This window comes from Arthrobacter sp. B0316-1-20 (assembly GCF_059091865.1).
In genome coordinates, this window is record NZ_JBNHHC010000005.1 from 14,653 (window position 1) to 40,718 (window position 26,066).

A 26,066-nucleotide genomic window follows, 5' to 3' on the forward strand; every position below is an offset into this window, starting at 1 on the left:
CAGGATCTCCCTGATCGGTGCCGGCGTGTGATCCGACAGGGGCGGACGCGGCGGCGCTGGACGTTCCGGTTCGCCGGACAAACCCCCGGTAGCTCCAGGCGCCCCCATTCCTGGTTCATGAGACATGCCAGTAATCTAAACCGCCATCTGTTCGGGCCGCAATGGCGCTCCCGACGCCTCCGGGGTCTCTCAGCCGACGTGGATTCCGGGGCGGCGGGCCGGATCGGGTTCGTTTTGGCGGATAATTTCGCGGACCACGGGCGCGGTGTCCCCCTGTCCCAGGAGCAGATAGCGGAAGAGGTGGCCGAGCGGGTTGCCCTCTGACCATTCGAAATAGGCATGAGGTCGGACACCGGTCGCGTCCCGGACCGCCAAAAGGATGGACGCAATCGCGTTCGGTACAGCGGGGCTTTCCGCCCGCAGCACCCGGTACCCATCGACGTCGACGCCGCGGACCCGCAGGACTTTGGTGAAGGCGGACGGGTCAACAATGTCGATTTCGAGGAATAAGACGTCCGCGGTGCCTGGCACGGCATTCATGTACCGTTGGGAGGCCTCTTTGGCGCTGTACTCGGCTTGATTGCCTGGCCGGCGTTTGGCGATGATGTCCAGCGCGCCGTCATAGTCCAGCGAATCGCTGATGAACCGCCGGGCTGCCTGGTCGAACTCGATTCGGTCGGCGCGCAGCTCGATCGTCCGGGTGACCCGGGATACCAGCGACACCGTGACCATGCCGAGGACGAAGAGTCCGCAGATGGCGATGCCGTCCGGCTTTTCCACGATGTTGGCCAGCAGCGCGTACAGCAGGACCAAGCTCAGCGCGGCGTACCCGGCAGCTGAGCGACGTCTCTGCCGGCGGGCAACAGTGAAGGTTACCGCGACGGCCGCAGAGACCATCATGGCCAAAATCCCGGTCGCGTAGGCTCCGGCCTGGGCATTGACGTCGGCGCGGAAACCCAGGGTGATCAGGACGCTGACCCCGGTGTAGACAAGGACCACCGGCCGGATGGCGCGGGTCCATTCGGGTGCCATGCCGAATCGAGGCAGGTATCGCGGAACAATGTTGATCAGCCCCGCCATGGCCGAGGCTCCGGCGAACCACAGGATCAGGATGGTTGCTGCGTCATAGAACGTCCCGATTCCTTCGCCAAACATCCCGTGGGCCAGATACGAGAGCGCCCTGCCGTCAGCGGGGCCGCCGGGAGCATAGGCCGCTGGCGGGACCAGGACCGCCGTGACGAAGCTGCTGCCCAGCAGGAAACCGCTCATCACCACGGCCGCACAGGTGAGCAGCTTCTTGCTGTTGTGAATGCGCGAGGCCAGGCGCTGGGCCCGGGTCTCGCCGGTGGAGGCGACCAGCGGCATCATGCTCACGCCCGTTTCGAAGCCGGACAGCCCCAGGACCAGCAGCGGAAAGGCCAACAGCAGGGTCAAGGCCAGGCTGCCGAAACCCACGTTCGCCGATGCCACCGCCTGGGTCCAGTCGGAGAGCAGACCCGGTTCTTGGGCGATCGTCGCCAGCCCGGCTGCGATGACCACGGCGTTCATGACCAGGAACACGGAAACCAGCGGTACGGCAATGGCCACCGCCTCGCTGAAGCCGGTGAGGAAGACGCCACCGAGGAGCAGCAGCAGGATGATAGTGACGGGAACGGCCCCGCCTTGCAGGAAGCCGGGAACGTAGGGATTTTCGAGCACGTGCACGGTTGCGTCGGCCGCGGAGAGCGTGATCGTGATAATCCAAGAGGTGGCTATGAACCCGAGCAGGACGAGGATGACCACCTTTCCCTTCCAGAAGGGGAGCAGCCGGTCAAGCATGGCCACCGAACCCTGACCATGCGGGCTCTCGGCGGCCACGCGCCGGTAGAGCGGCAGCATGCCTAGCAAAGTGAGCCCCACGATGAGCAACGTGGCCAGCGGCGACAGCGGTCCGACTGCGATCAGGGCGATCCCGGGAAGATAGGACAGCGTCGAAAAATAGTCGACGCCGGTCAGGCAGACGACCTTCCACCAAGGGTAGGACGCGGTTCCCGGAGCGCTTTCCCGGCCCACCGGCGGGACCTTGTCCTTGACCAGCCAGCGGCCCAGCGGGCGGCGGAGCGGCGGCGGGGGACCCGGCCTCGGCACAACGGCCGGGACCGCATGTTCAAGCGACCAACGCACCTGATTCTCCAGTTGCCCCGGCCGGCGGGCCCCGGTTTGAGGCCCTGTCGCGAGGCGCTCCCACAGTATAAATCCGACATGGGCCGGACACGAGCGGTTGACGGCAAAATTCAACCTCCCAGCAGGGGCTGTTCGCCTGGTGTCGCCAACGTCAGGACGGCTTCTTCGATGAGGTCGTGCTCCTCCAGCGCGCGCTCCACCCGGCGCAGCGCCACTGCCACATCATGTTCGGGCAGGTCGCCGGCCATGTCGACCGCCGCCACCACGTACAGCCGTGAGGGTCCGACGAATTCCATGTGCAGGTAGGTCACCCGGTCCACCTCCGGATGTTGCAACAGCAAATCGACGACGGCGGTGCGCGCCTCGCCGGTCGCGGGTTCTCCTACCAAAAACTTCCGGTTTCGGTCGATCAGCACTACCGCAATAGTCCCGAGCAGCAGGCCCACCAGGATGGACCCTATGGCGTCCGGAACCGCAGATCCGGTGATTTGATGCAGGGCGACGCCCGAAGCCGCAATGGCAATGCCGATGAGGGCCGCGAAGTCTTCGGCGAACACCGCCCGCAAGGTGGGATTGGAACTAATGACGACGTGCTCCAAGGTGTGGCGCCGGTAGTGCCTGGCGCCTTTCCGGGCCTGGCGCAGGGCCTGTGCAAAGGAAACCCCTTCCAGCACGAACGCCAGCGCCAGCACCAGATAGGCCACAATGAAGTCGCTGGCCGGCTCGGGGTTGGCCAGGACCTGAATGCCGTGCCACACCGAGACGACGGCCCCGGCGGTGAACAGGCCGAAGGCGGCGAACATGGACCAGACATAGGCTTCGCGCCCGTAGCCGAGCGGGTGCCGTGCATCCCGCGGTTTGTTCGATCGGCGATCGGCAATCAGCAAGAAGATTTGGTTCCCGGTATCGGCCCAGGAGTGCGCAGCCTCCGCCGTCATGGACGCAGAACCGGTCAGTGCCGCGGCAACAGACTTGGCCACTGCCACCAGTGCATTGGCGCAAAAGGCGATGATGACGGTCAGTACGCTGGACTTCTCCTCCGCCTCGCGCGCGGGCACCGTAGCCTTCATCACCGGATCGGGTTCCCCTCCGCGGTCATAGCCCCATCGAGGCCCAGCGCGGCCCCGCCGAGAAACCCGAAGGTCAACGCGGTCATCCACCAGGGCATTAGCGCTCCTCCCGTCCACGCTCAGGCTAGCGGCGGGGTAGCGAAATCGCTACGGCAGGAAGCCGCGCGGTTGCAGCCAGGAGGAAGGCGTCCCGGGAGTCGGTGATGCTGCCGGCAGTGCGGGTGCTACTTGCCGGGGCGTCCCAATCCGGTGCGCGCCATCGCATCCGCGTAGGCCTCATGCATGACGTCCAGCCATTCCTGCTGGCGCGCCGGCGAACCGGCGAACGCCCGGCCGCTGAGCGCCCGTACCTTGAACGTCTTGAAGCCGCGCCGCCAGAGCAGCGGGTTCTCGGTCTTCAGCAGCAGGCCGGCGAGCCGCTGGGCCTCGGTTCCGTGCGCCACCAGCACCGACGCCCGCGGCACCAGGGCCAGCATCCGCAACAGCGGCTTAAGTCCGGCGCTGATCTGCTGCGGGGTGAGCTTGCCATTGGCCTCGCCCGGGGTGAACCAGGGGTGCACGTTCCACGGCATCACGTATTCCGGCCGCAGGCCCAGCTGCCATTGAAGCCCGAGCATCCGCGTTGTGGCCTCCTCATCGCCCGGCCAGATGAAGCCGGTGTCCGACGCTTGCCCGATGTTGGAGTAAAGCGACACAATCCGGCATTCGTCAGCGTCGTGGATCGGGTCCACATAGGGGACCTCGGTGCCCGGCTTCTGCTCGCGCAGCTCGTCAACCAGGCGGTTGATGTCGGCGACGCCGGAATCGTACCTGCGCTCCATGAGGTCCTTGTGCTGATCGGGTACTGCCGGGCTTGTCATCGGGATGCGGGTCTCCTGAACGGGAAGGGAAGGTGAACGGTAGGCGAATCGGTGTGCCGAGAACGACGGCGGTGCCCGCCTGTGGCGGGACGGCCGCCTTCCGCTGCGGGAGGCGGCTATTGAGCATAGCAACCGAAGCTGGGAGCCTCCCGCCGCCGCGGTGCGGATTTCCGCGCCCGGCCTGCCCGCCCTGTGACGAAGATGACCCGGCCGTTAATCCACGGTGAACGCAATGCTGTGCCAGCCGCTGGCGCCATCCGGGGCTGGAGGCGCCGGAGTTTCCGTCTGCAGCTTGCCGTCTCCGTCCCAGGCCCGAACCCGGAGCCTGTGCTGCCCGGCGGAGACATCGTCCTGCACCAAGTACCACTGGCGCCAGGTGTCCACGGAAGCCTCCGCGGCCAGTTCGGCGTCGGTCCAATCGCCGTCGTCCAACTGCGCCTGAACTCTCGAGATGCCTCGGTGCTGCGCCCAAGCCGTTCCCGCGAAAGCCGTCCGGCCGGCGGCCACGCTGGCCCCGGGGCGAGGCACGTCGATCCGCGAGGCCGTCTTGATCGGGCCATGGTCCGACCAGCCGCGGCTGGTCCAATACGCCATTTTGTCCGCAAACCGCGTGAGCTCCAGGTCCACGACCCACTTTGTCGCGGACACGTACCCGTAAAGCCCCGGCACCACCATCCGCACCGGGAAACCATGTTCCAGTGGCAGGGGTTCGCCGTTCATCCCGATGGCGAGCAACGCGTTCCGCGCATCGGTGAGCACAGCCAGCGGGGTGGAAGCCGTGAACCCGTCGATGCTGGTGGACAGCACCATGTCGGCCTCCGCCAGCGGCCGCGCACGCGCCAGCAGTTCCCGCAGCGGGTAGCCCAGCCAGCGCGCATTCCCAGCCAGGTCCCCGCCCACCTCATTCGAAACGCAGGTCAGGGTGGTGTAGCTCTCCACCAGCTCGGCCTTGAGCAAGTCCTGAAAATCGATACTGATGTCTTCCTCCACCAGCCCGTGGACGCGCAGTTTCCAATCCGCCGGATCCACCGACGGGACAAACAGGGCGGTATCGATGCGGTAGAACTCAGCGTTCGGCGTCACGAACGGAATGGACCCGTCGACCGGTGCCTGCACCCCCTCCGGCAGCGGCTTGGTCGGCCGTGCCGGCGCCGGCAGCCCCAAGGCCTCCCGCACCTGCCGTGCGCCGTTCCGGGCCGCGGAGGCCACGCCGGCCGCAATCCCCATCACGACCGCGGCGCCCGCCATCAGTCCTGCGGTCGCGAGGAATCGGCGGCGTCCCGGATCGGATTCCCGTAGGGCTGCGTCCGCATCGGTGGCTTCGTCCGAGTCGACTCCCTCTGAGTCGACTCCCTCTGCGCCGGCTCCGGTCAGGAGCCGGATCAGCCAGCGCAGGCAGAACAAGCCAACTGCGGTTCCCAACGCCGTCGGGATGGCGTCCGCCGGCACGGAGCCGGCCCGGGTGAGGACACACACCGCCATGCCCACGCCCAGCGCTGCCACCACCAGCGCACCGGCGGTCCAGTTCCGAAGGGCCAGCACACCGATCCCCGCAGCCAGCAGCGCCGCAACGATCCCCATGGCGATGAACAGGACCAGTTTGTCGGCGGTGCCGAAGGTGGAGATGGCGAACTCGGTCAGCCAAGTCGGCGACAGCTCAACCACGGCGGCACCGACGGAGCCAAACGGCGAGGCGGCCGGGCCAAAGAACGCTGCGGCCAGCTCCGCCACGGCAAAGAGCACTGCCGCTGACACGATGCCCGCCACCATTGCCGGCACCCACGCCGTCAATACTGCGGCCTTCGACACTGGCGGTGCTGCCATGCCGGTCCTTGCCCTTCCATCGGTGCCGGGTCCTGCATGCCTGCACGAAAGACACCGCGGACCCTGGTTCGATCATCTACCCGGCATGGCGCCAACACAACCACTCCCGGCAGGCTCTCTGCCCGGCCGACTGCGGTCCGGTCCATCGGGCGTGCCTGCATCATGGCTGAGCGAACAGTTTCCCGCCCGTTCAGTAGAAATTGGTTGACACTTCAACAATCGGATGTTATGGTAGATGCATAAGCATGAAGTTCATCCGAGCTTCAAATCCAGACTTCACACCAGGAGGCACCACATGGCCGTTCAGCTCACCCCAGGAACCTGGAACCTTGATAAGTCCCACACCGAGGTCGGCTTCTCCGTCCGCCACGCCGGCATCAGCAAGGTGCGCGGCCAGTTCACCGACGCCGACGCCACCCTCGTGGTCGGCGACAGCCTGGCCACGTCCTCCGTCGAAGCCGTCGTGAAGACCGCCTCGTTCGACTCCAACGACGACAACCGCGACGCCCACGTCAAGGGCGAGGACTTCTTCAATGTGGAGCAGTACCCGAACATGACCTTCAAGGCCACCAGCGTCGAGGGCAACCCGGAAGAGTTCAAGCTGGCCGGGGAACTGACCATCAAGGACACCACCAAGCCCGTGGTCTTCGACGTCGAGTTCGGCGGCATGGCGGTTGACCCGTTCGGTGCGACCCGCGCCGGCTTCTCGGCCACCACCCAGATCTCCCGCAAGGAATTCGGCATCACCTGGAACGCTGCCCTGGAAGCCGGCGGCGTGCTGGTGGGCGACAAGGTCACCATCACGGTGGACTCGGCCTTCGTTTTGCCGTCCAACTAATTCCCGCGCCACGCAGGGCAGGGTCCGGAGGATCTCCGGACCCTGCCCTGCGGCGTTTAACCAGGTGATGCACGCTCCGGCGCCTTGCCGTCTCTTCCCCGGCGGCGGCCTGGCCCACCGCTAGGCTGGCACCGTGAAGATCGCGATCCTCGACGACTATCAAGACGTAGCGCTCAGCAGTGCCCCGTGGGAGCAGTTGCCGGCGGGCACCGCCGTCGAACGCTTTACTGACCATCTCGACGACGTCGGTGCGCTCGCCGAGCGCCTGGCCGGGGCGCAAGTGGTGGTGACCATGCGCGAGCGGACGCCGATGACCGCCGAACTGATGGACCGGCTGCCCGGCCTCAAGCTGATTACGACCACCGGAATGCGCAATGCCTCGATCGACCTGGACGCGGCACGCGAGCGCGGGGTGACCGTGTGCGGAACGCCAAAAGGGACCGCGGCGCCCGCCGAACTGGCCTGGGCGCTGGTGATGGCTGTGGCCCGGGAGATCCCGCAGAATGACCGGGACGTGCGTGCCGGAGTCTGGCAGGCCCGGATGGGAATCGATCTGGCCGGGTCAACGATCGGACTGCTCGGTCTCGGCAGGTTGGGCCAGCTGATGGCCGGCTACGCTGCGGCCTTCGGGATGGAAGTGCTGGCGTGGAGCCCGCACCTGACCGCAGAGCGGGCCGCGGAGCACCGGGCGAAGCTGGTGTCCAAGGAGGACCTGTTCCGCCGTTCGGACATTGTCAGCATCCACCTGAAGCTCGCGGAATCGACCGTGGGGATTGTCGGAGCCGCGGAACTGGACCTGCTCGGTGCAGCCGGCAGGCTGGTCAACACGTCGCGCGGACCGTTGGTGGATGAGGCGGCTTTGGTTGCGGCGCTGGCCGAGGGAAGGATCGCCGGGGCGGCCCTCGATGTCTTTGACGTGGAACCGCTGCCGCAGGACAGCCCGCTGCTCGGCGCGCCCAACCTGATCCTCAGCCCGCACATCGGTTTCGTCACCGTGGAGGCCCACCGGCTGGGCTACACCCAGATGCTGGAGGACATCCTGGCCTACCTCGATGGCGCGCCGATCAACGTCCTGACCTGACCGCCCGCGGGAGGGCACCCGGGCGCTCCGGGAGGCAGCATTGGTGTGGCGGCCGCCGTCGTGCCCTGGATCAAACCGATGCGTCGGCCGGGGCCAGTTCCATCGCGTGTTCCTCCACGTAGTCCAGCGCCAGCCGTACGGCACCGGCGGCCACTATCGCATCGCCGAACTCGGAGACCGCCACGCGCGGAGGGGTTGCGGTAAGCCGGGGGAGTTCGCGGGTGATCGTGGGCAGCAGGGCCGATGCCGAAGCCGCCACCGCGCCGCCAATGACCACCAGTTCGGGATTGAAGAAGGTCCCCAGTACGGCGATCACCCGGGCCATTCGCAGTCCGATCCGTTCCAGGATCCCCTGCGCCACCTCGTCCCCGCGCGCCGCCGCCTCGAACACGAAACGCGCCGAGACCCGGCTGGTTCCCGGTCCCACCAGTTCGCGGATCAGCGTTGGCTTGTCCGCGGCGAGGGCCTCGTTGCCCCAGTAGCGGGCGAGCCGGGCTATGCCGTCCTGGCTGCCCACCCCGTCCACCAGTTCGAGGGTGCCCACTTCGCCGGCGCCTCCGTTGCAGCCGTGCAGCAGCCGTCCAGATTCAATCAGTCCGGTGCCCAGGCGCTCGCCGGCCAGCATGACGGCCAGGTCGTCGACCCCCGTTCCCACGCCGCTCCAGCGTTCGGCCAGTGCCGCCAGATTTGCGTCGTTCTCCAGGAGTACCGGCCAGCCGTAGTCGGCGAAGACTTCGGTCTGCAGGCCGATGTCGAAGTGCGCGGACAGTTCGTGCCCGGCAGCCACGTTGCCGTGTCGGTCCACCACCGTGGAAACGCCGATGGCGGCGGCCAGCACGGCGGCCGGCGGAAGCCCGGCCTCAGCCAGCGCGCTGGCGACAACCTGCTTGATGGTGGCGCGGCGCGAGGCTGCGCTGGCGGGCGGTTTCTCGAACCGCTCGGACGCCCTGGCCAGGGTCCGGCCCCTCAGATCCGCCACTAGTGCGGTGGCGGTGGCCATGCCCACGTCCATCCCCAGCACGCAGCCAGCTGCCGGGTTGAATTCGAACCGCCGGGCCGGTCTGCCCTTTGTCGTACCCACAAGGCGTTCACCCGGCAGCTCGCGGACCCAGCCCCGGGCCGCCAGATCGTCGCAGACCGCTATCGCGGTGGCGCGGGTGAGTCCTGTCGCCGCGATCAAGTCCGTGCCGGTCACCGCGCCATTCGCCCGCATCACGGACAACACGGCTTTCAAGTTGGCCAGTCGCAGCACTTGCGGAGTGGTGGCGGTGGAGCTCACATCGTTCCCCTTGACCTTGTTCGGCAGCATCAGCATAATAGTAATGGAACATAAATTTAGACGCTAAATAAAAGGAGTTCCCGTGGCAGTGCGGATTGGTATCAACGGTTTCGGACGAATCGGCCGGAACTACTTCCGGGCCGCCATGGCGCAGGGAAAACTGGGCTCCGACCTGGAAATCGTGGCCATCAACGACCTCGGCTCGCCGGAAACGCTGGCGCACCTGCTTAAGTACGATTCGGTCGTCGGCCGGCTGGCTGCCGATGTGGCGGTTGCCGACGGCGATCTGGTGGTGGACGGCAAGGTCGTCAAGGTCCTCGCCGAACCCGATCCCGGCAACCTGCCGTGGCGTGAACTCGGCGTGGACATCGTGATCGAATCCAGCGGCCGCTTCACCTCGGCGGCAGATGCGGAAAAGCATTTGGTGGCTGGCGCGCGCAAGGTCCTGATTTCCGCCCCGGCCAAGGGCGACGTGCTCAGCGTGGTGATGGGCGTCAATGAGGGCGAGTACGACGACGGTGCGCACCACATCGTCTCCAACGCCTCCTGCACCACCAACTGCCTGGCCCCGCTGGCCAAGGTGCTGCACGAGAACTTCGGCATCGAGCAGGGCTTGATGACCACCATCCACGCCTACACCGCGGACCAGAACCTGCAGGACGGCCCGCACCGGGACCTGCGCCGGGCCCGCGCCGCAGCCATCAACATGGTCCCCACGTCCACCGGCGCCGCCAAGGCGATCGGGCAGGTGCTGCCGGAGCTGAAGGGCAAGCTGGACGGGTTTGCCATCCGTGTGCCGGTGCCCACCGGCTCCGCCACCGACCTGACGGTCACCGTGAGCCGCGAGGTCACGGTGGAGGAAGTCAACGACGCGTTCAAGGCCGCCGCCGCGGACCCGCGCCTGGCAGGCATCCTCACCTACACCGAGGACCCGATTGTCTCCTCGGACATCGTCACCGATCCGGCATCGGCCATTTTCGACTCCGGCCTGACCAAGGTCATGGGTAACCAGGTCAAGGTCATCGGCTGGTACGACAACGAGTGGGGCTACTCCAACCGCTTGGTGGACCTGACTTCCCTGGTGGCGGCCAAGCTCTCCTAGTCCGCGGCACCCCGGCGGCCGCCCCCAAGCTCCTAACGGGCTCCCACCCCGCCCGACTGTTCAGCAGGCGCCCTTTTCAGCCGTGAAAAGGGCGCCTGCTGATTTTTCGATTGGGCTTTGGGTTCAGGTGTACATCAACGAACCCGGGGTGGTGAGCAGCTCGCCGGTTTCCAGCCAGGTCTTCAGCCCGGAGAGGATCATGGGCCAGCCGCCGTACAGCTGCTCGTTGGCGCCGTCGCGCAGTTGGTCATGCGTGACAGTGAGCCGGCAGGAGTCCTCCGCCTGTTCGATCTCCCAGGTCACCCGCGATGTGCCCTCGGCGATCACGTCCTCGCCCCAGAGCGCGCGCATGGTCTGCACCAGTCGGTGCGGCGGGTCCACTTCCAGGTTTTCACCTTCGCCCAGCGGGGCATCCGCCCGGGGGTTGGTCATAGTGTAGCTGGAGCCCGGTGCCCAGTCGGTTTCGATCCGGTTGCCGAAGTTGTACTTGCTCCTGATCTCGCTGTCCGTGATGGCCTCCCAGAGCTTGTCCGGGGTGGTGCGGATGTAGATCTCAAAAATCTTTTCCATGGGGTTTTCCAATCGGGATTTGAGGTCGCTCAGCGCAGCGGCCCATGGCTGTGCATACTTGCTCACCCAGCGGTCGTGGATGAGCCGGATGGGCACCGGATTGAGGAAGTGGAGTTTTTCCCGGCCGCGGCGGCGGGTGACCACCAAGTTGGCCGCTTCCAATTGCTTCAGGTGCTTCATGACGCCGAAGCGCGAGATATTGAAGTGCGCTTCGAGTGCAGTGAGAGTCTGCCCGTCCTCGCGGAACAGTTCATCCAGCAGTTCGCGCCGGGTGGGATCCGCCAAAGCTTTGAACACGGCATCCATCAGCCCATAATAGGTGACCAATTAGTCACATGTCGAGGGCTTTTCAAAGTCAAAGGTTAGGCTGCAGCACGGCTTTGATCAGTGGCCGGCCGACGGCGTCGATGCTCCCGTCCGCGGTCAGGCGAAGAGCCTCCAGGGCCCGGTCCATCGGATAGGTCGTGATGAGGCGCTCGCCCAAGTCCGGCAGCGTGGCGAGGAAAGCGAGGGCCTGCTCGAAATCCGACCGGATGGAGATATAGCTGTGCAGGACGGAAAGATTCTTGCTGGTCCGGACCACGGGTGCCGGGGCGGTTCCGGTGGCATACATCGCCACCATGACCAGGCGGCCGCGGGGCCGCAGGTCCTGGACGGCCTGCGCCAGATTCAAGCCCGCGCCGGTCGCTTCGATCCACACATCGTAGGTGTCGGGCAGCTGCCCGGTGGTGCTGTCCAAACCAAGGCTTTCGGCCAATTCAACTCGAGCCGCCTGCCCCGGCCCCTCGCGGCCGATCATCGTCACCGTGGCACCGGCGCGCTGTGCCATCAAACCGGCGAGCAAGCCAATGCTGCGGGTAGTCGAAATCGCCACCCGCTCCCCGGGCTGGATCCGGGCCACCGTGGAGACCGCGCGCCAAGCGATGGAGGCGGGCTCGGCGAGAACCGCGGTGGTATCCGGAACCGATTCCGGCACGGGCACCAGGTTGCGCCACGGAACCAGCGCCCGCTCGGCTGCTTGGCCATGCTGGGTCAAGCCAAGACCGGAGCGCTTGGCGCAGAGGTGCGGCTGGTCCGCCCGGCACGCCTCGCAGTGGCCGCAGCCAACGGTGGAAATCGGCACTACACGGGTCCCGGGCGCGAGCCATTCCGGAACCAGCAGCCCTGCGCGGACCACCGAGCCGACCGACTCGTGGCCGATCACCGTGCCGAGCGGAACCGAGGCCGCCGCCGGGTCGGCACGGTAGACAATGACGTCCGAGCCGCACAACCCGCAGAGGCTCACCCGGAGCTCCACCTCGTCCGCCCCGGGTGCCCGGAGCGGATGGTCGATCAGCCCGACACCGCCGGGCTCGGCCGAGATACGCGCCAAGGCGGGGTTCATGCCTGCCTGGCCCAGCGTACGGCCGCGTGCAGCTGCCACCGTTCAACCTCCTCCGCCACGCCCAGATTCGTTGTTCCGATTTTAACGCCGGGGCTGCGCAGGACGACGGCGGCGCTTCGGTGGGCTGCGAAACCCAACCCAAGCGCCGCCGTCGTGGTGTGCAGGATCAGTAGCTGGCTGGAGAGCCGGCGGCGCCGTCCTCGTCCGAGGGGAGGTACTTGGCGGCCAGCGCTTCGGAGCCGCGGGCCAGCAGCGCCACGTCGGCGCCGACTCCCACAAAGTCGGCGCCCCACTCCATGTAGCGGCGGGCCGAGGCTTCGGCGAAGGCGTTGACCCCCACGAACTTGCCGGCCGCCTTGGCCGCCTTCAGCGCCTTCTCCACGCCGGCAACCACTTCGGGGTGCTCCTGCTGCCCAATCACGCCCATCGACGCGGCGAGATCCGACGGGCCGATGAACACGCCGTCCACGCCGTCCACCGCGGCGATCTCCGCGGCATTCTCCACGGCCTCTGCGGACTCGATCTGCACGATCAGCGTCAGCGTTTCCTCGGCGCGGGTGAGATAGTCCGGGATCCGGTTCCAGCGGGCCGAACGGGCCAGCGCGGAACCAACGCCGCGCACGCCGGCCGGCGGGTAGCGGGTGGCTGCCACGGCCGCCCGGGCCTGCTCGGCGGTGTGCACCATCGGGATGATCAGCGTCTGCGCGCCCAGGTCCAGGTACTGCTTGATCAGCACCGTGTCGTTGACCGGCGGACGGACCACTGGGATGCCGGGGTAGCCGCGCACCGCCTGCAGCTGGGCCAGCACGGACTCCAGCCCGTTGGGGGAGTGCTCGGCGTCGATGAAGATCCAGTCGAAGCCGGCGCCGGCGCACAGCTCCGCGATCAACGGCGAGCCGGAGCAGACCCAGATGCCGGCCAGCGGGCGGTCGGCGGCAGCCAGCGCGTCCTTGAAGGACGGATCGGGTTCTACTCGAAACGGCATGTGATGGTTCCCAGCTGTCCGTAGTCCGCGAACACCGTATCGCCTGCGTGCACCCACATCGGGCGGGTGAAGGATCCGGCGAGGATGGTTTCGCCGGCCTTGAGATGGTCGCCGTGCGGGGCGATCTTGTTGGCCAGCCAGTAGACGCCTGCAGCCGGGTGGTTGAGCACGCCGGCAGCCACGCCGGTCTCCTCCACGGTTTGGTTCTTGTACAGGATGGCGGAGATCCAGCGCAGGTCCACGTCCTGCGGGCGGACCGGGTTGCCGCCGATCACCATGGCGCCCATCGCGGCGTTGTCCGAGATGGTGTCCACGATGGTGCGGCCTTCCATCTCGATCCGCGAGTCCAGGATCTCCAGCGCAGGAACCACGTATTCGGTGGCGTTCAGGACGTCGAAGATGGTGGCGTTGGGGCCCTTGACGTCGCGGTTGAGTACAAAGGCCAGTTCCACTTCGATGCGCGGGTGGGTGTACTGGTCCCACTTCACCGTGCAGCCGTTCTCCAGGATCATGTCATCGAAGATGATCCCGTAGTCCGGTTCGCTGATGCCGGTGGCGTACTGCATGGCCTTGGAGGTCAGCCCGATTTTGCGGCCGGCCAGGGTGCGCCCGGCGGCCTCGCTGCGCTCCCGCCACAGGTTCTGGACCTTGTAGGAGTCCTCAATGGTCATCTCCGGGTAGCGGGCGGTCAGCCGTTGCACCGGCGTCCGGGTCCGTCCCGCCTCCACCAGCTCGTTGGCGATGGACTCAATCGTTGACTGGTCAAGCATGCTTGTGGCACCACTTCCTTGTTCCTCAGGGCCGCGACTGGCCCTTCAGCGGGCGGCGGCGCGGTCCCGGCGCCGCATGGGGAGGGCGCCAGCACCATCTTACGGTGGCGCTTGTCACCCCTTGTAAGTTGGTTACGGCGTGAGGGAACAACGACGGCGGTGCCTCCCCGGGAGGTGGCGCGCCCGTGTCCGGGGCTGTGGTGGGAGGCATTCATGGGGGTCTAGCCGTCGCGACGGAAGTCTGGGACGTCCGGGACGCGTTGGAAACCGGCTGATGCGTACGTGGCGACAGCACCGGCATTCGCGCTTTCGGCGCACACGATGGCACTGGACGACCCCATCTCCGCGAGAGCCGAGGCGGCCGCCACGGTGATCGCCCTTCCATAGCCGCGGCCGCGATGATCGCGGTGCACCCCCACGGGCTCGAGCAATCCCGGCCGGCCCGCACCGGCCGACCATACAGTCGCGGTCGCGACCGCGCAGCCATCGTCGTCATAGGCGAGCAGGCAACGGGCTTCGGCGTAGGGCGGGCCGGCGGCCATGGTGTGCCAGCGTTCCTCGGTGAATCGCGAGCTGCCGAAGGATGCGTGCTGCACCTCGGCTCGTACAGATGCCAGTCGGGGCCCGACGTTCTCAATCTGCATCCCGCAGTCCTGCACGGGCGTGCTGAGGTCGCGGCTCAAAGGTGTCCAGGGCTCGCCGGCTTTCCACCCGTGGCCCTCTAATAGCGATCGGAAGGCGGCACCGAAGCGCGCTTCGACAGTGACAGTTCCCTCCGGCAGGACTCGGCGCAGGGGATCGGCTATATCGGCCAGCATGTGGGACGCAAGCTCGGGGTTGTGCTCGGCCGGTGGCGCAATCGCGATCCGCAACAGTGTGGGGCCGTCCAGCATCCCGACGGCGAGGATCCGGCCAGCAAGGGCCCATGTTCGGAGTCTCGCGGCCAGGGCCGGCGCACCGATTTGCCAGGCCCATCCCAGATCGCCCGGATGTAACTGCACGGGCATCCCATCATGCTGCCAACTCCGGAGCGCGTCTAACACGGCGGGCAAGCTGCCGAGGTCCGGAGTATTCAGGGTGATCGACATGTTACCCATGACACACCGGCCCATCGGTCGGCGCGAGTCACCACGCCGGATACGAGGCAATGAGTGCCGGCCGCGACGAGCACTTCAGTGTCCGCTGGGACTTGGCCACGCCCGTCCTATCCATTCCCATGGCGAACCTGCAGAATGGCGCCATGGAGGATACAAAACTCAACGCACTGGCCCTGGTCTGCACACTGACCCCGTCGCCCAAGCCGTCCAGCAGCGAGCTACTGGCCCGGCAGGTCATCACGCAACTGTCCCGGCAGGACGTGGACTGTGAGTTGCTGCGGGTGGTGGACCATGACGTCAAGCCCGGCGTCCAGACGGACATGGGCGACGGCGATGCCTGGCCGTCCATCCGCGCCAAGGTGCTGCAGGCGGACATCCTGGTGCTGGCTACGCCGATCTGGCTGGGCCATCCGGCTAGCCTGGCCCAGCGCGTGCTCGAACGGCTGGACGCCGAGCTGTCCGAAACCGACGAGGCCGGCCGGCCCAGCATGTTCGACAAGGTCGCGCTGGTGGCGGTCGTCGGAAACGAGGACGGAGCACACCATGTCACGGCCGAGCTGTACCAGGGACTGGCCGACGTTGGCTTCAGTATCCCTGCCCAGGGGTCCACGTACTGGGTGGGCGAGGCGATGCATGGCACCGATTTCCAGGACCTGCCGGAGACTCCCGAGGTCACCGCGACGACCACCGCGGCGGCTGCCCGGAATGCCGTTCATCTGGCCCGGCTGCTGCGCCGCGATCCCTATCCTGTCGGGTAACGCGGCCCGCCCCCGGCTAGGGTAGGCAGGTGAACTCCTTCCTCCGCAAGCCCTGGACCGGACGGATCGGGGCGCTGCTGGGCATCCTGACCATGGCGCTAAGCCTGCGCCCTGCGGTCTCCGCGGTGGGCCCGCTGCTGGGCGAACTGGGCCCGGAACTGGGCTTCGATGCGACCACCATCGGCGCGCTGGCCATGCTGCCGCCGCTGGTCTTCGCGGTGGCCGGCTTGTGCACACCGGCGCTGATCCGCTGGCTCGGGCTGGAAAAGGTGCTGGTCGCGGCCGTGCTGCTGGCAGTCGCTGGCCAAGTGGGCCGCGCCGCCGTCGACGGGGTCTGGCCCTTCCTGGCCCTGAGCGCGGTGGTGATGGCCGGGTACGGCATGGGCAACGTGGTGCTGCCGCCCCTCGTGCGGAAATACTTCCCGGACCGCATAGCGGTGGTCACCGCAGGCTATGTGACGCTGCTGGCGGTGGGCACGGCCATGAGCCCGCAGTTCTCGGTCCCGTTGGCGGATGCCGCTGGCTGGCGGGTCTCGCTTGCGCTCTGGGCGTCGGTCAGCGCCGTGGTGCTCATTCCGTGGGCGGTGCAGGCGGTGCGCGACCGCCGGCAGGGCAGGACCTACGACGACGGTGCCTCGGCTGCGGCTGCTTCCTCGCCTACGCCAAAGAAGCTTAACCCGTGGCGCTCGCCGGTGGCCTGGGGCCTGGCCATTTTCCTGGCCGGCAATTCCGCACAGACCTACGTGTACTTCACCTGGTTGCCGCCGTATCTCACCGAGCACGGCATCGACGCCGCGACGGCGGGTTCGGCCTTGGCCTACTTCGCCATCCTGGGGCTGCCTGTCAGCCTGCTGGTGCCGCTGATTGTGCCCCGGCTGAAGCATCCGATCGCCGCCATCCTGGTCTTCACCGTTTGCTGGATGGGCGGGCATGCGGGACTGCTGCTGTCGCCGGACAACGGCACCTGGTGGTGGGTGACGCTCTCCGGGCTGGGACAGGGCACCTTCGCCGTGGCACTGCTGATGGTCAATCTGCGCTCGCGCACCGTCCACGGCTCGGCCGTGCTGTCCGGCTTCAGTCAAGGCCTCGGTTACGCCGGTGCCAGCGTGGCTCCGCTCTTGTTCGGGGTGGTGCACGAATCTACCGGCTCGTGGACTGCATCCTTTGCCATGCTGGGCGCCTGCATTGTGGTGATGCTGGTAGGCGCGGTCATGATCAACGGTCCGCGCCGCATTGAGGACCCGCCGGGGGACGGCCGCAGACGCAGGACCCCGCTCGACCCGGTGGACGCTACGCAGACGCCACCGCCGGTGGCAGGCCGGCTGCCCCGCTGATCCGGCTTCTGAAGCCCGGCAATTGGCCCACCTCCTGTCCCCCAGGGTGACAAGCCATGGGCCGATAACGCACCGGAATCCACTTCCGCCGCCGGTCCGCGGGGCCTAGACTCGATTCAACCGGATCATGGATCACATTGAGGCCCCTGCCCGGGCCCGCCTCAGGGGTTTGAAGACCTGCCGGGATAAGGGGCCGCCGCGGCTCACTCCTCAGAGACACCGGTTGATCGGCGGATGGCGGCCGCAGCCGGCAACAGGAAGAAGTTCGGCATGCGGATTGCCGTCGATCTCACCAAATGCCAGGGCTACGCCCAATGCGCCTTTCTCGCCCCGGAGGTCTTCCGTATCCAAGGGGATGAGGCGCTCACGTACGACCCCGACCCTAACGAGGCGGAACGCACCCGGATCCGGCGCGCCGCCGCTGCCTGTCCGGTTCAGGCCATCACACTCGAACAGACGGACCGGTCGGACGGATCGCACCATCTGGAAACGCGGCCCGGGACGGCTGGCAGCACCGGGGACGCCGGCAACACGTTCAAGAAAACAGGCCGGATCCTCATCGTTGGAGCATCCCTGACTGGGCTGCATGCGGCAGAGCGGCTGCGCGAGGAAGGGTTCACCGGTTCGCTGACCCTGGTCGGCGCAGAACCGCACGAGCCTTACGACCGGCCGCCGCTGTCGAAACAGCTCCTGGCCGGGACGATGCGCTCGGCAGATACCTCGTTGCCGCAACGCCGGGACATTGGCGCCAGCTGGCGGCTGGGCGTCGCGGCGACCGGTCTGGACCTGCCGGCGAAGCAAGTTGAGCTCGCAGACGGCAGCCGGATCGAATTCGACAAGTTGTTGATCGCCACCGGCCTGCGTTCCCGCCCCTGGCCCAACCCAGCGGAGGCGGCACTGGACGGTGTGTTGACCCTGCGCACCCGGGAGGACGCTTCGAGGCTCCGGCAACTCCTGGCCGCCCGCCCACGCCGGGTGCTGGTCATCGGCGCCGGATTCATCGGCTGCGAGGTGGCATCCGTGTGCCGCGAACTCGGTCTGCCGGTCACCGTGGCAGAGGCCGGACCAGCACCGCTCGTCGCCGCCCTCGGTGGCACGATCGGCGCCATAGCCGGGGAGCTGCAGATCGAGAAGGGCGTGGATCTGCGCTGCGACGTCCGGGTCACTTCGCTGGAAGGTGATGCCGCAGGACAGCTGCGCCGGGCCGTCCTGTCCGACGGGACAACAGTAGAGGCCGACGTGGCGGTCGCCGCACTGGGCTCGGTGCGAAATGTCGAATGGCTCGCAGACTCCGGGTTGGCGTGCGGCGTGTGGGGCGTGGCCTGCGACGCCGGCTGCCGCGCCTTCGATGCGAACGGGCTGGTCACCGATGACGTCTTCGTCGCCGGGGACATAGCGCGGGCCCCGCAGCCGATGTACGGCTACCAATTCCTGGCCGTTGAGCACTGGGGCAACGCCATCTCCCAGGCCGAGGTCGCGGCGCACAATATGGTCAGCAGCGAGACCGACCGCTGGCCGCATCTGGCGGTACCGCAATTCTGGTCGGTCCAGTTCGGCACCGAAATCAAGAGCGTCGGGGTTCCCTCGGCGGCTGATGAAGTGGCCATCGTCCAAGGATCGGTGGCGCAGCGGCGCTTCCTTGCGGTCTACGGCTACAAGGGCCGCATCGTGGCGGCCGTCGCCTTCAACCAGAACAAGTGGCTCGAATTCTACGAACCGTTGATTGAACAGGCTGCACCCTTCCCTCCCTCGTTCCACCACGTGGACGAGTCGGCCGATGGACACCCGGTGCCGGCCGGCTTCAGGCCGACGGTCAGCCCCACCCAGGACGCAACCGTCGTGGTGACCGGCCACGACCCCAACGAACGCCGCGCCAAATTGACCGACCGCGCCGCCGGTGACACGCCGTCCCGGAGACCGGCAGAAACCGCGCCACGATCCAAGGAGCATTCACCATGAACCAAGCCAGCTCGTGGGAGCAGGTCCTCGACTATTCCAACCGGGCCAACCCCTACCCGTTTTACGCTGAACTCCGCAAGATACCGGTGACACGGCTTCCGGACGGCACCTACCTGGTCAGCACCTACGCAGAGATCGCCTCGCTGCTGCACGACCCGCGGTCCAGCTCCGATATCAGCCGCAATGCCGCCGCAGCCGCCGCGGGCATCTCCGGGGAGGAGGGTGACGGCGCCGGCATGACGCCAACGTTCCTGATGATGGATCCGCCCGATCACGACAGGTTTCGCCGGATGACCATGCGCCATTTTGGACCGCCCACGACGCCCGGCCGGATCGCCGGGTTGGAGCCCCGGATGAGGGAAATTGTCACCGACCTGATCGACAAGATGGCGGGCCGCAACAGGATCGACGTCGTCGATGAGCTGGCCTATCCGCTGCCGGTCACGGTGATTTGCGAGCTGCTCGGCGTGCCTGCGAGCGATAGGCAGCGCTTCCGGGTCTGGGTGGACGTCGCCCTGCAATCCACCGATCCCGGGCTCGATCCCGAAACCCAGCAGAAAAAGCGAGCGGAAGCCGGTGCGGAGCTTCGCGCTTTCATGGAAGAGCTGGTCGAGTCCCACCGGAAGTCACCGGGCGACGACATGCTCTCGGCGATGGCCACCGACGACAGCCCGGAAGGCCGTTTGCCGGCGGAGCAGCTGGTGGGCACCGGCCTGCTGCTGCTCATAGCCGGACACGAAACCACCGTGAACCTCATCGCCAACGGAGCACTGACCCTGCTCCGCCACCCGCACGAGCTCCAGAGACTGCGCGACGACCCGGACCTGGCCATCCCGATGGTGGAGGAGCTGCTGCGCTACGAACCGCCCGTGCATTTTGTCCCGTTCCGCACCGCGCTCGACGATATCGACATCGCCGGCACCACCATCCCTGCAGGTGCCTCCTTCACGCTGCTCCTGGCCGCAGCCAACCGCGACCCCGCCCACGTCACCGACCCCGACCGCTTCACCCCGGACCGGCCCAACAACGGCCACCTGGGCTTCGGCGGCGGCATTCACCTCTGCTTCGGAGCTCCGCTGGCCCGGTTGGAAGCCCAGATTGCCCTCACAGAATTCGCCAGCAGAATCCAGAACCCGAGACTGCTGGAGGACCCGCCGGCTTACCGGCCCAGCCCGTTCCTGCGGGGACCGTCGCACCTCCCGATAGAGATCGACGGCATCACTGGGGAGAAGACGATCTGAACGTAGGATGGGTCCGGACAAAGGAGGCCCATCATGGATCGCCTGCGGATTGCGGCACGGCTGGTGCTGACTGCCATCTGGCTGGGCTTGATCATGGGAATCTCGCTGATCGAGGCACCCCTGAAGTTCCAGGCTCCCGGCATCACCATTCCGCTCGGCCTGGGCATTGGCCGGCTGGTTTTCACCGCGATGAACGTTGTGGAATTGGTCCTGGCCGGGCTGCTGCTGCTGTCCCTGGTGGGGCAGCGCGTGGACCGGCGGTTCTGGGCGCTGGTCGGGGGCGCCGTCGTCGTGCTCGTGGCCAAGGTGATGGTGATCCGGCCGCTCCTCAACCGGCAGACGGACCTAGTGCTGGCCGGCGCTGACGACGGCGGCTCCGCCCTCCACTACCTGTACATCGCGGCAGACGGCGTGCTGATCATCCTGCTGGTCTTGATGCTCATCGCCGCGGCACGCCGCTGGGTGCCGACGCCCGCCCTTGAACCGGAGCGGCGCCGGCGCTGAACCGCCTGCCGGCGTCGGTTGCCCGGCGTCAGCACCCGCAGTTCACCAAACGCCGGTTACCACTCGCCCTGGAGCGTGTAGGGCCGGGACCACAACGCAATCTGCAGGACCACGGCTTTCAGCCAGGCCTGCATCATCGCATCCACGTCCTGCGCGGAATCGCTGCCACGGGACAGGAAGGGCCGCATCGTGGTGACCACCGGCCCGATCAGCGCGATGAGATAGCGCAGCGGGACAACCTGGGTGGACCCGACATGGTCGGTGGCGTTCTTATGCTCGGGGGTGTGCCGCAGGGCAATCTCGTTCTGGTAGTCCAGCCATTCCTGGTCGTAGGGCTTGGTGCAGGTGTCCCGGATCCACTGGCCGAACCGCTGGCGGACAGCCGTCAGATAGTCCTCGATCGGCGGGCCGTCCGGCCGGGAAAAGTGGGCCACGAGGTGGGGCTGCCCGGCGATGAAGCGATACCAGACGTCGAGGACGTCCTCCACCTGGCCGTCGAGGATCTCACCGGCACGGCGCAGCATCGCAGCGTCGTCTTCGCCCAACATGACGCTCGCTTTGAGGTCTTCGAGCTCGGCCAGCGTGACCGGTGAGGTGGACACCGCGCCGTACTCGTAACCCGGAATGCTTGAACCGCTGGATGCATGGACCGACATGACAGTGCCTCCACTGAAAGGATTGTGGTGAATGGCGCCCTGAACGGCCATTAATACTCCGCGGCGCCGGTAGGGTCAACGAGTCAATTGCCGAAAGCAGGCGGTGCGACTTCGTCCGGCCGGGCTTCTCGCTCCTTCTTGCTGCGCTCGGTCGGCACGGTGACGATGATCGAGGCGATAGCGATCACGACCATGAACACATTGAACAGCAGCCCGACGGCTCCGCCGAAGCGCAGCGCCACGTTGTCCTGTCGGCCGATGAACAGCCCCCAGGACTGGATGATGCTTGGGTCGACCGCTTGGGCCGCTACGTACAGGGCAGCGGAAATGGCGACGCCGATGGCGTTGCCCAGCGAGGACGCCATCTTGTAGATGCCGGAGGCCGCGCCGACCTGGGCATCCGGGACGTTGGACAGGGCCGCATCGGTGGAGGGGGTCGCGTAGAAGCCCAGGCCCACGCCGAAGAGCGTGAACCCAATGACGGTGAGCACAATGTACTCACCGATCCGCAGGAAGGTGGTGGAGCACAGCAGGATGCCCACACCGGTGATCATGCTGCCCCACAGCATCGGCTTCCTCGGACCGAAGCGCTGCAGCAGTTTCTCGCCGACGCGGATGGTGGCCAGGATGGCGATCAGATAACCGAGCGTCAGCAGTCCCGACTGCAGCGAATTCATGCCGGCGGCGACCTGTACCAGTCCCAGCGCCACGATCAGGGTGCCCGCGGCGCCGTTGAGCAGGAAGTTGGACAGCGTCGCGCCGGTGAACGTGCCGTTGCTGAAGAGCTTCAGGTCCACGAACGAGTAGCTGCGGTGCGTCTCGATTTGTAGGAAGAGTAGACCGAACACCACGAAGGCAGCCACCAGGGCCAGGCCGGGCCCGCTGAACCAGCCGATAACCGGCCCTTGCGAAATATAGACGTTGATGGCCACCAGCATGACGATGAAACACGCCAATCCGCCCCAGTCGAAGTGGTGATGGCCGGCGTCGGGATCTGCCGCGGCCTGCGACTCCGGCGTGCCGCGGAGCAGGAACAGCGCCAGCACGGACAGCACGATCGAGATCCAGAAGATGGACCGCCAGCCCAGGAAGGAGGAGGCCATCAGCCCGCCGAACAGCGCGCAGAAACCGGATCCGCCCCAGGAGCCGATGGACCAATACGACAGTGCGCGCTGCCGGTCCTTGCCCTCGTAGTAGCTCTTGATCAGCGCCATCGTCGAGGGCATGATGCACGCTGCGGACAGACCCTGGATGGCGCGTCCGCCCAGCAGCATGAAGGACGTCAGCGCGCCCAGATTTTCCGGCGTCAGGGCGATCAGCAGCGAACCCAGGATGCTGAGGTAGATACCGATGTACATGATTCTGGCGCGGCCGATCCGGTCGGCCAGTCCGCCGGCGACCACGATGAAGATGCCGGAAAACAATGACGTGATCGATACAGCTAGGTTCGCCAGCGTCTGTTCGACGCCGAGCTGGTCCTTGATGCCGGGGATGACGTTGAGCAGCGTCTGGGCGAAGAGCCAGAAATTGATGACGGCCAGGACGATGCCCAGCAGCCACTTGTCGGTCGGTTTCCAGTCGGTCCGGACGGGGACCGACGTTGATGAGGTCATGGGAACAATCCCTTACTGTGCCAAGTACTACTGGGCCAAGTACGCCAGCGCGGCCACGACCTGAGCCTGGGTGGCGACCGAGAGCGTCGGATCGATGGCGGGGGCGAAGAACGGCGAGTGGTTGGCGGGGATGTCCTGGGAGAACGTCCCCTTTTCCACCGCAGCGCGGTACTTGTCGGCCGGAACGGAACCGACGGTCCAGTACGTGTAGGGGATACCAAACGCGTCCGGCAGCCGGCTGAAGTCCTCGGACGCGGTGTTCGGGTCGGTGTGGAAGACCTCGTCGCTGCCAAAGTGCTTGGTGAACGCGGCGGTGACGCGCTGAGTGGTTTCGGCGTCATTATCGGTTAGCGGGTACTGGTCGTAGTAGTCGAAGTCAGGATCGTTGGGCGAGCCGGAAGCCGCACACTCACCGCGGACAATGCGCTCGATCGAGGTCATAATCCGTTTCCTCAGACCCATATCGTACGTGCGCAGGTTCAGCAGCAGCACCGCATGGTCCGAGATGATGTTGGACTTGGTGCCGGCGTTGGAAGCGCCGACCGTTACCACCGCAAACTCGCCCGGCTCGGTCTCGCGCGAAACGATGGCCTGCAGCCGCAGCACGATCGACGCGGCCAGCACCACCGGGTCCACTGAGTTGTGTGGCATCGAACCGTGCGCGCCGCGCCCATGCACGGTGATCTTCAGCGAATCGCCGGCGGAAAGGACGGGCCCCGCGGTGGTGCCGACCTTGCCAGCCTCGGTGGTCATCACATGCTGGCCGAAGGCCACGTCCGGTTTGGGCAGTTTGTCGACCAGTCCGTCGTCGACCATTGCCTTCGCGCCGGCGGCTGTCTCCTCGCCAGGTTGGAAGAGCGCCACATGCGTGCCGGCCCAGCCGTCGCGGTGGGCAGCCATCAGCTTCGCCGCGCCCAGCAGCGCCGTAATGTGCATGTCGTGCCCGCAGGCATGCATCACGCCGTCATTTTCGGAGGCGTAGTCCAGTCCGGTGGCCTCCTTAACGGGGAGCGCGTCGATGTCCGCCCGCGAGAGCACGGTGCGGCCCGACCCGTTGTCCAAGACGCCGACGACGCCGGTGCCGCCGATCCGCTGGACCTCGTAGCCGAAGCCGGTCAACTCCTGCTCGATCCGGTCCGCTGTACGGTGTTCTTCCATGCTGAGCTCGGGGTTCCGGTGCAGGTCCTTGTACAGCTCCCGTTGCCAGTCCAACCCCTGCTTGAGGGAAGCGAAAAGGTCATCCGACATCGTCATGGTGTGCTCTTCCTGTCCGCCGGCACGAGAAGCGCAGGCACGCGGCTCTCGGAGGCGCGGTTTCCCCTTAACGTAGACCCGTGCCTGCCTGCACACAACGACGCCGGTGCCTGGATGGGGTGCGAAACCCCACGCAAGCACCGGCGTCGTCGTGGCGGACCTGAGACGGCCAGGCCCAGTATTGGACGGTCAGTCAGCCGCCGCTACAGCGCTGGCCGTCGGGCTAGAACGGGTAGTTGGCGATCTCCGGGCGGACGGTGAGCCATTGGAGTTCGGTGAAGGATTCCATATTGGCCTGGTGGCCGCCGATCCGGGAGCCGTTGCCGGAGTTTTTGGTGCCGCCGAACGGGGAGTTGGCTTCGTCGGAGACGGTTTGTTCGTTGATGTGGACCTTGCCGGAGTCCACCCGGTCGGCGACCTGCATGGCCAGTCCGACGTCGCCGAGGATGGACAGCGAGAGCCCGTACTCGTTGGCGTTGGCCAGTTCCACGGCTTCGTCGATGGTGGAGAACTTGATCACCGGGGCGACCGGGCCGAAGATCTCGTCCTTCCACGCGGTGTTCTCCGGGTCCAGGTCGGCGAGCACGGTGGGGGAGTAGAACGGGCCGTCGTTGGTCCCGCCGGCGGCCAGCCGGGCGCCGGCGGCGACCGCGTCCTGCACGATCGAGTCGATGCGCTTGAGCTGGTGTTCGTCGATGATCGGGCCGAGCGCGACGGTGCCGGTCTTCGGGTCACCGACCGGCAGGTTCTTCGCCTTCTCGGCCAGCGCGGCGACGTAGTCCTCGTAGATGTCTTCGTGGACGATGTGCCGGCCGGTGGTCATGCAGATCTGGCCCTGGTGCATGAACGAGCCAAACGCGGCGGCGGACGCGGCCTTGGCCAGATCGGCGCCGGGCAGCACGATCATGGCGTTGTTGCCGCCCAGTTCCAGGTGCGCGCGCTTGAGGTTGCGGGCGGCGGACTCGCCGATCTTCCGGCCGGCGGCGGTGGAACCGGTGAAGGAGATGACCCGGACCTCGGGGGCCTCGACCACGGCCGCGCCGATGTCCGCGCCGCCGGGCAGCAGGGACAGCAGGCCGGCGGGCAGGCCGGCTTCTTCGAAGATGCGCACCAGGCTCACGCCGCCGCAGACGGCGGTGCGGGGGTCGGGCTTGAGCAGCACAGCGTTGCCCAGCGCCAGCGCCGGGGCGACGGCGCGGATGGAGAGGATCAGCGGGAAGTTGAACGGCGCGATCACGGACACGACGCCGACCGGGCGGCGGCGGGCGAAGGACCAGCGGTCCTCGTTGGAGGTGAGCACGTCGCCGGCCGGCAGCGAGGGCAGCGCTGCGGCCTCAAAGCATTCGTTGGCGGCGATATGGGTTTCCAGCCCGGCCTTGGGGCCGATGCCGCCGGATTCGCGGACGATCCAGGCCTGGATCTCCTCGGCGTGTTCTTCCCAGAGCGCCCCGGCACGGCGCAGCACGGCGGCGCGTTCCTCGGGTTTGCGGGCGGCCCATTCCTTCTGCGCCGCGGCGGCCACCGAGGCCGCCTCGCGGACGTCCTCGACCGAGGCCAGGCCGTAGGATCCCAGTGTGTCGCCGGTGGCCGGTTCCACGGAAGAAGCGGTGCCGGCACCGCCGTCGCGCCAGCCGTTGAGGTAGATCTTGCCCTCCCACAGGGAGGCATCAAGCAGGGACATAGCCCGTCCTTTCAGTGATGGGGTAGTTACGTTCCGGCCGCCG

Annotated in this window: 22 protein-coding genes; 8 read left to right on the top strand and 14 right to left on the bottom strand. The window is 66.9% G+C overall.

The genetic code is table 11. The features are described from left to right. Window positions 1–189: 189 nt before the first annotated feature. The 4 genes from AC5RW2_RS09560 to AC5RW2_RS09575 all read right to left on the bottom strand — a co-directional run bounded on the left by AC5RW2_RS09560 (window position 190) and on the right by AC5RW2_RS09575 (window position 5,917). Window positions 190–2,163, bottom strand: a complete 1,974-nt coding sequence (locus tag AC5RW2_RS09560; RefSeq protein WP_493962583.1) for an amino acid transporter — start codon at window positions 2,161–2,163, stop codon at window positions 190–192. Between the two features lie 110 nt (window positions 2,164–2,273). After that, window positions 2,274–3,233, bottom strand: coding sequence for a cation diffusion facilitator family transporter (locus tag AC5RW2_RS09565; protein ID WP_493962582.1), 960 nt, complete (start codon window positions 3,231–3,233; stop codon window positions 2,274–2,276). A gap of 224 nt (window positions 3,234–3,457) precedes the next feature. Next, a complete protein-coding gene (locus AC5RW2_RS09570) occupies window positions 3,458–4,093 on the bottom strand; it encodes a uracil-DNA glycosylase family protein (protein WP_493962581.1) in 636 nt (211 codons plus the stop codon). 213 nt (window positions 4,094–4,306) lie between these two features. After that, complete coding sequence (locus AC5RW2_RS09575) at window positions 4,307–5,917, bottom strand: molybdopterin-dependent oxidoreductase (RefSeq protein WP_493962580.1); 1,611 nt, start codon at window positions 5,915–5,917, stop codon at window positions 4,307–4,309. Window positions 5,918–6,212: 295 nt separating this feature from the next. On the opposite strand from AC5RW2_RS09575, the gene AC5RW2_RS09580 reads away from it, so the two are divergent. Both AC5RW2_RS09580 and AC5RW2_RS09585 read left to right on the top strand, forming a co-directional pair. Then, a complete protein-coding gene (locus AC5RW2_RS09580; protein ID WP_493951350.1) occupies window positions 6,213–6,755 on the top strand; it encodes a YceI family protein in 543 nt (180 codons plus the stop codon). 133 nt (window positions 6,756–6,888) lie between these two features. Continuing rightward, entirely contained in the window at window positions 6,889–7,836 is a 948-nt protein-coding gene (locus AC5RW2_RS09585) for a D-2-hydroxyacid dehydrogenase family protein (protein ID WP_493962579.1), read from the top strand. 70 nt (window positions 7,837–7,906) lie between these two features. Here AC5RW2_RS09585 and AC5RW2_RS09590 read toward each other — a convergent pair whose 3' ends face one another. After that, complete coding sequence (locus AC5RW2_RS09590) at window positions 7,907–9,145, bottom strand: ROK family transcriptional regulator (protein ID WP_493962578.1); 1,239 nt, start codon at window positions 9,143–9,145, stop codon at window positions 7,907–7,909. Window positions 9,146–9,197: 52 nt separating this feature from the next. On the opposite strand from AC5RW2_RS09590, the gene gap reads away from it, so the two are divergent. After that, window positions 9,198–10,217 (top strand): type I glyceraldehyde-3-phosphate dehydrogenase, encoded by a 1,020-nt coding sequence (gene gap / locus AC5RW2_RS09595; RefSeq protein WP_493962577.1) that lies wholly within the window; start codon window positions 9,198–9,200, stop codon window positions 10,215–10,217. A 123-nt stretch (window positions 10,218–10,340) separates the two neighbouring features. Here gap and AC5RW2_RS09600 read toward each other — a convergent pair whose 3' ends face one another. The 5 genes from AC5RW2_RS09600 to AC5RW2_RS09620 all read right to left on the bottom strand — a co-directional run bounded on the left by AC5RW2_RS09600 (window position 10,341) and on the right by AC5RW2_RS09620 (window position 15,014). Then, entirely contained in the window at window positions 10,341–11,093 is a 753-nt protein-coding gene (locus AC5RW2_RS09600) for an ArsR/SmtB family transcription factor (RefSeq protein ID WP_493962576.1), read from the bottom strand. A gap of 49 nt (window positions 11,094–11,142) precedes the next feature. After that, the gene (locus AC5RW2_RS09605; RefSeq protein WP_493962575.1) at window positions 11,143–12,210 is read right to left on the bottom strand and encodes a zinc-dependent alcohol dehydrogenase; all 1,068 of its coding nucleotides are present in this window, start codon (window positions 12,208–12,210) and stop codon (window positions 11,143–11,145) included. Between the two features lie 127 nt (window positions 12,211–12,337). Then, window positions 12,338–13,156, bottom strand: a complete 819-nt coding sequence (locus AC5RW2_RS09610; protein WP_493962574.1) for an HpcH/HpaI aldolase family protein — start codon at window positions 13,154–13,156, stop codon at window positions 12,338–12,340. After that, on the bottom strand, window positions 13,141–13,926 hold the full coding sequence (gene hpaH, locus AC5RW2_RS09615; protein ID WP_493951343.1) for a 2-oxo-hept-4-ene-1,7-dioate hydratase: 786 nt from the start codon (window positions 13,924–13,926) through the stop codon (window positions 13,141–13,143). The genes AC5RW2_RS09610 and hpaH overlap by 16 nt, the downstream gene beginning before the upstream one ends. 221 nt (window positions 13,927–14,147) lie before the next feature. Beyond that, on the bottom strand, window positions 14,148–15,014 hold the full coding sequence (locus tag AC5RW2_RS09620) for a GNAT family N-acetyltransferase (protein ID WP_494073902.1): 867 nt from the start codon (window positions 15,012–15,014) through the stop codon (window positions 14,148–14,150). Between the two features lie 152 nt (window positions 15,015–15,166). Between AC5RW2_RS09620 and AC5RW2_RS09625 the strand changes: the two genes are divergently transcribed. The 5 genes from AC5RW2_RS09625 (at window position 15,167) to AC5RW2_RS09645 (ending at window position 20,819) form a co-directional block, all read left to right on the top strand. Further along, on the top strand, window positions 15,167–15,781 hold the full coding sequence (locus AC5RW2_RS09625; RefSeq protein ID WP_493951341.1) for a flavodoxin family protein: 615 nt from the start codon (window positions 15,167–15,169) through the stop codon (window positions 15,779–15,781). A gap of 29 nt (window positions 15,782–15,810) precedes the next feature. Then, complete coding sequence (locus tag AC5RW2_RS09630; protein ID WP_493962572.1) at window positions 15,811–17,115, top strand: MFS transporter; 1,305 nt, start codon at window positions 15,811–15,813, stop codon at window positions 17,113–17,115. A 234-nt stretch (window positions 17,116–17,349) separates the two neighbouring features. Then, window positions 17,350–19,074 (top strand): FAD-dependent oxidoreductase, encoded by a 1,725-nt coding sequence (locus AC5RW2_RS09635; RefSeq protein ID WP_493962571.1) that lies wholly within the window; start codon window positions 17,350–17,352, stop codon window positions 19,072–19,074. Further along, window positions 19,071–20,315, top strand: coding sequence for a cytochrome P450 (locus AC5RW2_RS09640; protein ID WP_493962570.1), 1,245 nt, complete (start codon window positions 19,071–19,073; stop codon window positions 20,313–20,315). The genes AC5RW2_RS09635 and AC5RW2_RS09640 overlap by 4 nt, the downstream gene beginning before the upstream one ends. A gap of 33 nt (window positions 20,316–20,348) precedes the next feature. Next, entirely contained in the window at window positions 20,349–20,819 is a 471-nt protein-coding gene (locus AC5RW2_RS09645) for a hypothetical protein (RefSeq protein WP_493962569.1), read from the top strand. 56 nt (window positions 20,820–20,875) lie between these two features. On the opposite strand, the gene AC5RW2_RS09650 is transcribed toward AC5RW2_RS09645, so the two are convergent. The 4 genes from AC5RW2_RS09650 to AC5RW2_RS09665 form a co-directional block, all read right to left on the bottom strand. Continuing rightward, a complete protein-coding gene (locus tag AC5RW2_RS09650; RefSeq protein WP_493945140.1) occupies window positions 20,876–21,475 on the bottom strand; it encodes a protoglobin domain-containing protein in 600 nt (199 codons plus the stop codon). Window positions 21,476–21,558: 83 nt separating this feature from the next. Further along, complete coding sequence (locus AC5RW2_RS09655) at window positions 21,559–23,088, bottom strand: MFS transporter (protein ID WP_493962568.1); 1,530 nt, start codon at window positions 23,086–23,088, stop codon at window positions 21,559–21,561. A 27-nt stretch (window positions 23,089–23,115) separates the two neighbouring features. Beyond that, window positions 23,116–24,342: an amidohydrolase gene (locus AC5RW2_RS09660; protein WP_493962567.1), complete on the bottom strand. Its 1,227-nt coding sequence runs from the start codon at window positions 24,340–24,342 to the stop codon at window positions 23,116–23,118. A gap of 223 nt (window positions 24,343–24,565) precedes the next feature. Continuing rightward, window positions 24,566–26,023: a benzaldehyde dehydrogenase gene (locus tag AC5RW2_RS09665; RefSeq protein WP_493962566.1), complete on the bottom strand. Its 1,458-nt coding sequence runs from the start codon at window positions 26,021–26,023 to the stop codon at window positions 24,566–24,568. Between the last annotated feature and the right edge of the window lie 43 nt (window positions 26,024–26,066).